We start from the raw sequence: 5,910 nt of genomic DNA on the forward strand, positions 1-5,910 counted from the left end.
CGGCCACCGGCCAGAGCGCCATGCCCACCATCGGCACCTTCATGCAGCTGCTGCCCAAAGGCTTTGCCGGCGCGAGCTATCGCAGCTCGGATGCCACGGTGTTCAGCGTGGTGGAAGGCCAGGGTTATACGCTGGTGGGCGAAGGCGAGGCCCAGCAGCGTTTCGACTGGGGCAGGCGCGATACCTTCGTGATCCCGAGCTGGGTGCCGCATCGCCATCACGCACCCGACTCCGACGCCGTGCTGTTCAGCTATTCCGACCGGCCGGTGCAGAAGGCGCTGGGCCTGTGGCGCGAAAGCCGCGGCAACCGCTAAAGGATTTCGCTGAAGGATTTTTTATGGCCAAGATCACCAAGATCGTCGAGATCGCCAATGATGACGAAGACATCGACGACGACGCCTTTGATAGCGAAAGCGGCGGGATCGAGGATCTCGATGGCCTGCGCGCGGTGGCGCGGCTGGCGAAACTGGTCGGCAGCCTGCCGTGGTTCAGCACGGTGGGCCGGCCGCTGACGCCGGCCCTGCTCAGGGATGCCGAAGGCTATGTCGCCGGGCTGGGCTTTCCCGGCATCGGCATCGCCGGCGTGGAGGACTGGCTGGCGGCGTCCAATGCCGCCCAGGCGCCCGACTGGGGCGACGACTGGTGGCAGGCGGAAGAGCAGATGCGCAAAAGCCTGCTGGACGACGCCCTGCAGCTCAATCCCGAACATGACCTGATGGTGGCGCTGGAGCATGTCTCGACGCGCGCCAGCGAAACCGCCCATGACCGCGCCGCCGCCAGCGCGGCGAAACAGGGCGTCAGCGATCCGGCGCTGATCCAGGTGGCCGCGGGCGCCGCGGCGCAGGCCGCCTACCAGGCCGCTTTGGTGCTGGCCGCCGACGCGGATTCCGATCATCCCTTCGCGCTGAAATTCCGCCTGTTCGAGGCCGGCCGTCTGCCGCTCGGCATCACCGGCAACACGTTCAATCTCTTCTAGGCAATCTGATTCAGCGAGGCCTATTGGCCGTCGCGAATCTCTTTGCGGCGGCCGTAGAGGAACACGCCCACCACAATGGCGCCAAGCACGAGGCTGAGCAGCACGCCCCAGATCAGCGGCCAGGTGGCGGCCGGATCGAAATCGGCTTCCATGCCGGTCCAGAAGCGGACGGCCATGACAATGGCCATGCCCAGCGCGCCCAGCAGGGCAAGCGTGATGGCGATGGCGAAAACCTTGTCGGTGCGCGTTAACATGCATCTATAATACCGATTTTCCGGCGTGGATCAAGCTTGGCTGCCCCCATGCGACAGCGGGTCGCAACGCGGGCTGGGCGACGGCGCGGGCGCGGTTTATCATTGGCGGGCCACCAAGGAGCGCAGACCGCGCATGAACCAGCACTCTCCGCACCCGCCGCGCCACGCGCCCTGCTGTCCAGCCGCGACCGCAACTGGACGCATCTGCGCGCCGACCTGCTGGCCATGCCGGGCGGCGCCGTGACGGTGCGCAATACCGAGCAGGTTTTGCTGAGCATCCATATCGGCGCGCCGCTGCGCGTGCGCTGCCGACTGGAGGGCGGCAGGCCGGAGCAGCGCCTGCTGATCGACGGCGATATCGACATCCTGCCGCAGGGCGCCAGCGGCGAATGGCATGACGAGGCGCCGACCACGGCCCTGGTGCTGCGCCTGAAACCCGGGCTGCTGCGAGATGCGGCGCGCGACATGGGCCTGCCGGCCAGCCGTGCCGCGCTGGCCCCGCTGGTGCAACTGCGCGATCCGCGCCTGACCCACCTGGCCTGGGCGATCCGCGCCGAGCTGGCCGCCGGCAGGGCCAGCGACCGCCTCTATGCCGACAGCCTGGCGGTGGCGCTGGCGGTGCAGTTGCTGGGCGGGCGCGACGACGGCATCGGACGGCAGGTGGCGGCGGATGACGGACGTGGCCTTTCATCGCGCCAGCGCCGCCGCGTGCTGGAGCATATCGCCGGCCATATCGACCAGGACCTGTCGCTGGAATCCTTAAGCGCCGCCGCCGGCCTGGGGCTGTCGCAATTCAAACTACTGTTCCGCGCCAGCTTTGGCCTGCCGGTGCACCAGTATGTGATCCGCCGCCGCGTCGAGCATGCCAAGGCGCTGCTGCTGGAGGGCAGGATGGACATGGCCGAGATCGCGCTGGCGGCCGGCTTCGCGCATCAGAGCCATATGGCGCGCTGCATGCGGCGCGTGCTGGGCGTCAGCCCTTCGGCGGTGCGCCGGGCGATCCACTAATCGCGCCGCGCCGGCCGAATCTGCTGCGCGCCGGCCGAAGCGGCGCGACGCCGCCGCCATCCTGCGGCAGAATCGACGCCATATTCTGGAGGACAGCCATGCCAAGCCGGCAGATTGTGGAAGACTTCATCGCCCTGGTGGAAAGCAACCGCCATGACGAGGCGATCGCGCGTTTTTATACTGAAGATGCCAGCATGCAGGAGAACCTGACCGAGCCGCCGCGCCAGGGCCGCGACACCCTGGTGGCGCATGAGCGCGCCGTGCTGGCGCGGGCGAAAAGCGTGACCAGCGCATGCGTGCGGCCGGTGCTGATCGACGGCGACACCGTGGTGGTGCACTGGGTCTTCCAGTTCGAGTTCAAGGACGGCAGCAAACGCCGCATTGAGGAACTGGCGCACCAGACCTGGAAAGGCGAAAAGATCTGGCGCGAACGCTTCTACTACGATCCGGCGCAGATGAAGTGATCTTTCACCCAGTGCGGTTGTCCTGGCGCGGCTGCCCCGGCGCCGGACAGCCGCGCCGGCCGGAAACACGTGCTTTTATTTTCCGGCGGCGCGGCGGTGCGACGGCACGCGCACCGTGTTCCGGATTGCCGCGACAATTTCTGTCGCTTCAGGGAAATGGCCTCTGGTCCGGCGCGCCACCACAGTGTCGTCGACCTGCACCTCGAAGATGCCGCCGCCACCCGGAACCAGGCGGGGTTCGTATCCGAACTCTGCTTCGATGGCATCGGCCACGGCGGCGGCCCGCCTGAGGTAGCCACAGGGTTTGCAATAGGTGATGGTGACTTTCTTCTTCATGAGATTGTCCTTTTTTGCTTGATCGGATTCCGCATCCGGGGTTCAGGCGGTCAGGCCGTTTTTCCGGTTGTCCGCGGCGGCAACGCGGAAAGAGCACAGCATCGCGGTCTTCATCGGGTTGAAGCCGCGCTTGCGATAGAAATCTTCCTTGCCGGGCTTGGCATAAAGGATGATGCGCAGGTGATGGCGGGTCATCTCCTTCAGGGCATCGAGAATGCGATCGCCGATGCCGCAGCCCTGAAAACCAGGGATGACGGCCATGTCGCAGATCACCGCGCAGTCGATCTCGTCGCCGAAGGCCCGGCCCGCGCCGACAAGCCGGCCGCGATGCAGGGCGAAGACCTTGTATCGGCTGTTGCGGAAAGCCTCGGCGATCTCGGCCGGCGACCGTTGTCCCAGTTGGGCAACCGCGTATAGCTGTCCCAGCTGGGCCATGTCCTCGAAGGAGGACACGAAAACGATCTCGTCGCTGGCAATAGTCATCGGCTTGCAGAATCCGTTCTGGCCCTGGGCTGGCATGACAGTCAGACTGCGACACGCGTCTGTGGCTGTGGCCGCGCTTCGTTTGCCGCGATCCAGCCGGCGACGGCGCGACCGATGGCTTCCGGATGATCCTCCTGCAGATAGTGATATCCGCCATCAAGCTGCACCAGCTTGCAATCCTGCAGCGTTGCCGCAAAACCGGCGGCATAAGCTGGCGAAACCAGGGCACCGGGATTGCCGGCAAACAGCAGCTTGGGATACCGCGAGGTACGCAGGGCGGCGTGGGCCTGCGTCAGCCGCACATGCATGTCGGCAGGCTCGCCGGCAATCGGCAGTTCGCGCGGCAGCTGCAGGATCGGCCGGCGGGAATCCGGTGTCGGAAATGGCGCACGATAGACCGCCATTTCCTCATCGCTCATGGCCCGCATCACCGAGCCGGGCAGCACGCGCTCGATGAAGATATTGCCGTCGAGGATCATCTTTTCGCCTTCGCCCGGCATGCGGAAACGACGGAATGAATCGCGGGCCGCATCGGTGCGGTGAAAATCCTCGAAACCGGCGAAGGGGCGGATGAATTCCATGAAGGCGAGGCCGCGGACGAATTCGGGCCGCCGGGCGGCGAGGTCGAAGGCAAGCGCCGTACCCCAGTCCTGCGCCACCAGATAGGCCGAGGCGATGCCGCTGGCCTCGATGAAGGCATCGAGATAGCGGGCGTGATCGGCGAAGCGGTATGCAATATCGGGCTTGCCGGACTGACCGAAGCCGACCAGATCCGGCGCGATGCAATGCGCGACCGGCGCGAGCTGCGGGATGATGTTGCGCCAGATATAGGACGAAGTCGGGTTGCCGTGCAGCAACAGGACGGCGGGCGCGGCGGCATCCCCCGCCTCGCGGTAGGCCATCACGGAGTCGAGAACCGGGCGCGTGGGCAGGACGATGTCGGTGGTCATGTGCGGTCTTTCAGGATGGTGGCGAATACGATCTGCTTGAACCGCTCCAGCGGTTCCGCCGTGCGCGCGACCTTCATGCGCAGGATCGCGCCCTCCCAGGACGACAGCAGGAAATCCGCGAGGTCGTCGGGGGCAAAGGCATCGCTGATCTCGCCGGCGGCCTGCGCTTGCGCGATGCAGGCGGCAAACGGCGCGCGCCACTCGGCGAAGATGGCAACCAGCCGTTCGCGCAGCATTTCGCTCTGCGGCGCCGCCTCGAGGCTGAAATCACCGATCAGGCAGCCGCGGGTGAAGCTGTCCGCCTCCAGCCGCGCCGTGATGATGTCGAGATAGCGGAGCAGGCGCTGGCGTGGCGTCAGGCTGGTATCGTCCAGGGCCTGGGCCACCAGGGTTTTGACATGGTCGAAATACAGGTCGAGGACGTCCCGCGCGAAGACTTCCTTGGAGCGGAAGTGGTTCGTGAAGGAGCCCTGGGGGGCCGCCGCTGCCGCCGCGATGTCACGCACGCTGGAGCCGATATAGCCCTTGTGGAACATGACCTTGAGGCCGGCCTGGAGGATTTGGTCGCGTAGGGATGCTCTTGCCATGGCCGATTCAATACGCTCGTACGTATTGAATGTCAACCTGAAAAACGCGAGGCTCGGCGGCGGCCGGTCACTTCACCCAGACTCTGTGCTTTTTGTGCCAGTCAGCCAGCGAGAGTTTCGGATAGAGATCGTAAGTCTCGTCGTTTTTGCCGATCTGCGGCTTCACCCAGTCAGGCTTGTAGCGCAGCATGAGATGCACTTTCGCCGGCGGCCGGGGCAGCGGCGTGTCGATCGCCGAGGCGAAGGGGTGGATCAGGTCGGGCCAGGTGGGGTCATACAGCCAGAGTGCGGTGGCGCAGCGTTTGCAGAAATTGCGCTCACCCGTGCTGGTTTCGCAATTCCGCCCGTCGTCATCACAGATTTCCGCCCGGTAGACGCCGATGCTGCGCCGGCCTTTCGCGATCTTCAGGCTGGCGGACAGGCCGCCCAGGTTGATGGCATAACCGCCGCCGCCGGCCGTCTTGCGGCAGATGCTGCAATAACAGAGCTGGTAGGGCACGGGGGTATGGCTGTCGAGGCTGAAGCGCACGGCGCCGCAGCGGCAGGAGCCTTCGAGATGCATCGGCATGGGCAGCCTCCTTCCATGATCCGGCCGAATCTATTGGTGAGTATTTCCAGCGTCGGCCGGCTGCGCTAGAAGACCGTCGCGCACCATCCCGGGGGAAACAATGGCAAAATGGATTTTTCGCATCGCCGCCATTTACGGCTTCCTGTCGCTGACGCCGCTGTATTTCGTCGAACACCTGATCGAGCCGCCGCTCAGCAACCCCGAGCAGTATTATGGCCTGATCGGGGTTTCCCTGGCCTGGCAGCTCGCCTTCCTGATCATCTCCACCGATCCGGCGCGCTATC

At 65.5% G+C, this 5,910-nt stretch carries 11 protein-coding genes; 5 read left to right on the top strand and 6 right to left on the bottom strand.

The features are described from left to right. Together Q1J79_RS02960 and Q1J79_RS02965 are read left to right on the top strand one after the other, a co-directional pair. On the top strand, positions 1-314 hold a 314-nt coding region (locus Q1J79_RS02960), incomplete at its 5' end, for a cupin domain-containing protein (RefSeq protein ID WP_300296299.1). A 23-nt stretch (positions 315-337) separates the two neighbouring features. Further along, a complete protein-coding gene (locus Q1J79_RS02965) occupies positions 338-976 on the top strand; it encodes a hypothetical protein (protein ID WP_300296302.1) in 639 nt (212 codons plus the stop codon). Between the two features lie 20 nt (positions 977-996). Here Q1J79_RS02965 and Q1J79_RS02970 read toward each other — a convergent pair whose 3' ends face one another. Next, entirely contained in the window at positions 997-1,230 is a 234-nt protein-coding gene (locus Q1J79_RS02970) for a hypothetical protein (protein ID WP_300296304.1), read from the bottom strand. 102 nt (positions 1,231-1,332) lie between these two features. Here Q1J79_RS02970 and Q1J79_RS02975 point away from each other — a divergent pair, with 102 nt between their 5' ends. Together Q1J79_RS02975 and Q1J79_RS02980 are read left to right on the top strand one after the other, a co-directional pair. Beyond that, positions 1,333-2,238, top strand: a complete 906-nt coding sequence (locus tag Q1J79_RS02975; RefSeq protein ID WP_300296307.1) for a helix-turn-helix domain-containing protein — start codon at positions 1,333-1,335, stop codon at positions 2,236-2,238. Positions 2,239-2,336: 98 nt separating this feature from the next. Beyond that, positions 2,337-2,702 (top strand): nuclear transport factor 2 family protein, encoded by a 366-nt coding sequence (locus Q1J79_RS02980; protein ID WP_300296310.1) that lies wholly within the window; start codon positions 2,337-2,339, stop codon positions 2,700-2,702. Between the two features lie 75 nt (positions 2,703-2,777). Here the strand turns inward: Q1J79_RS02980 and Q1J79_RS02985 are convergent, their stop codons facing one another. From Q1J79_RS02985 to Q1J79_RS03005, 5 genes are all read right to left on the bottom strand, one after another. Beyond that, positions 2,778-3,038 (bottom strand): Rdx family protein, encoded by a 261-nt coding sequence (locus tag Q1J79_RS02985; protein WP_300296313.1) that lies wholly within the window; start codon positions 3,036-3,038, stop codon positions 2,778-2,780. A gap of 42 nt (positions 3,039-3,080) precedes the next feature. Next, positions 3,081-3,521, bottom strand: coding sequence for a GNAT family N-acetyltransferase (locus Q1J79_RS02990; RefSeq protein WP_300296316.1), 441 nt, complete (start codon positions 3,519-3,521; stop codon positions 3,081-3,083). A gap of 41 nt (positions 3,522-3,562) precedes the next feature. Then, entirely contained in the window at positions 3,563-4,471 is a 909-nt protein-coding gene (locus tag Q1J79_RS02995; RefSeq protein WP_300296319.1) for a haloalkane dehalogenase, read from the bottom strand. Further along, positions 4,468-5,058, bottom strand: coding sequence for a TetR family transcriptional regulator C-terminal domain-containing protein (locus Q1J79_RS03000; RefSeq protein WP_300296322.1), 591 nt, complete (start codon positions 5,056-5,058; stop codon positions 4,468-4,470). Before Q1J79_RS03000 ends, Q1J79_RS02995 begins: the two co-directional genes overlap by 4 nt. Before the next feature lie 67 nt (positions 5,059-5,125). Further along, positions 5,126-5,626, bottom strand: a complete 501-nt coding sequence (locus Q1J79_RS03005; RefSeq protein WP_300296325.1) for a GFA family protein — start codon at positions 5,624-5,626, stop codon at positions 5,126-5,128. A 100-nt stretch (positions 5,627-5,726) separates the two neighbouring features. Between Q1J79_RS03005 and Q1J79_RS03010 the strand changes: the two genes are divergently transcribed. Further along, a partial coding sequence (locus Q1J79_RS03010) for a hypothetical protein (protein ID WP_300296326.1) occupies positions 5,727-5,910 on the top strand: 184 nt, incomplete at its 3' end.

Origin of the sequence: Ferrovibrio sp. (genome assembly GCF_029255545.1) — a bacterium.
In the GTDB taxonomy this organism is placed as follows: domain Bacteria; phylum Pseudomonadota; class Alphaproteobacteria; order Ferrovibrionales; family Ferrovibrionaceae; genus Ferrovibrio.